The 804-nt window shown below is 66.4% G+C and carries 1 protein-coding gene; it reads right to left on the reverse strand.

From position 1 onward, the window contains the following. Positions 1-7: 7 nt before the first annotated feature. Positions 8-733: a lysophospholipid acyltransferase family protein gene (locus ACSFA3_RS24205; RefSeq protein WP_435466010.1), complete on the reverse strand. Its 726-nt coding sequence runs from the start codon at positions 731-733 to the stop codon at positions 8-10. Between the last annotated feature and the right edge of the window lie 71 nt (positions 734-804).

Below are 804 nucleotides of genomic sequence, written 5' to 3' on the forward strand. Positions count from 1 at the left end.
AGTTCGATCACGAGGCGCTCCCTCCGTTGCTTTGTTCGTTTTGTTGTTCGATGCGGTCGTATTCGGGCCGCAGGTCGAGCATCGCCGTGCGCGCGCGAGCGATGAAGGTGTTCTTGTCTTCCCCCTCGGCCAGCGAGATCGGCGCGCCGTAGCGCACTGTGCAGGCCAGCGGAATCGGCACCAGCGTGCCCTTGGGCAGCACGCGTTTCAGGTTCTCGATCCACACCGGCACCAGCCGCACGTTGGGACAGGCGCGCGCCAGGTGGAAGAGCCCGCTCTTCAGCGGCAGCAGGATCTCGTCGCCCGTGTTGCGCGTGCCCTCGGGGAACATGATGAGCGAGTCGCCGCCATCCAGCGCCTCCTTCATTTGCTCGACCGGGTTCTCGCCCTGGCCCGAGCCGTCGCGGCGGATCATCAGCGCATTGAACACGTCGGCGCCGATGAACTGGCGCGTCTTCGAGGCCATCCAGTAGTCCTGCCCGGCCACCGGCCGTGTGAGCGCGCGCAGGTCGGGTGGCAGCGTGGCCCACAGCAGCACGAAGTCGCCGTGGCTGGTGTGGTTGGCGAAGTACAGCGTCTGCTCGGCCTTCGGCGTGGTGCCCGACCAGATGGCGCGCACCCCGGTCAGCAGCCCGGCCGCGCCGATGATCAGCTTGCCCGCCACGATGGCGAGCCCGCGCCGCAGCACGGTGCTTTCTGGCTTGTCGTTGTTCTTGTTGTCTTCTTCGGTCAAGAGAGGTCCTGTGTCATCAAGGCAAGGAGGAACAAGGCGCTCTGGCAGGCCACGACGATGGCGTGGCGCTG

The organism is Variovorax glucosi, assembly GCF_051216695.1.
In the GTDB taxonomy this organism is placed as follows: Bacteria; Pseudomonadota; Gammaproteobacteria; order Burkholderiales; family Burkholderiaceae_C; genus Variovorax.